This window comes from Nocardia sp. JMUB6875, from assembly GCF_041154655.1.
Classification (GTDB): Bacteria; Actinomycetota; Actinomycetes; order Mycobacteriales; family Mycobacteriaceae; genus Nocardia.
In genome coordinates this window covers 1-411 of sequence record NZ_BAAFGR010000428.1, presented here as the reverse complement: position 1 = coordinate 411, position 411 = coordinate 1, and the positions used below count along the sequence as shown (strand labels likewise).

The 411-nt window shown below is 68.6% G+C and carries 1 pseudogene; it reads right to left on the bottom strand.

Going from position 1 to position 411, the window contains the following annotated elements:
* A pseudogene (locus tag ACAM49_RS40390) lies at positions 1–310 on the bottom strand (hypothetical protein); the annotation flags it as partial.
* Positions 311–411: the final 101 nt, after the last annotated feature.

Below are 411 nucleotides of genomic sequence, written 5' to 3'. Positions count from 1 at the left end.
CCCCACCGATCAGCGCCCCGGCATAGAGTACGACGAGCGCGACCGGGTACGGGCGAGGCAGATCCTCGTCACCGGCGACGGTGAGATCGATCCGCGGATGGAATCGAGCCAGCTCGACCCGCAGCGCCGCCGCATGCGATTCGTTGCCGCCGATCAGCGCGACCTCTCGAACCGGCTCGGCGCCACCGCCGACCGCGCGCAGCAGCGCCAGTCCGTGTGGATTCCAGCGGGCTACAACGGCTTCCGCGGCAGCGGAGATCACATCGCTGATTCGTTCCCGCGCGGGATTCGGCTTGGACTTCAGCCTCATCCGGCGTTCAGGCGGGCCGAAACAGCCGCGTAGCGGCGGTGCAGTTCGTGGTGGAGGGGGTCTATTCCGGTGGCGCAGTGGAGGATTTGGAGGAGGGGGCG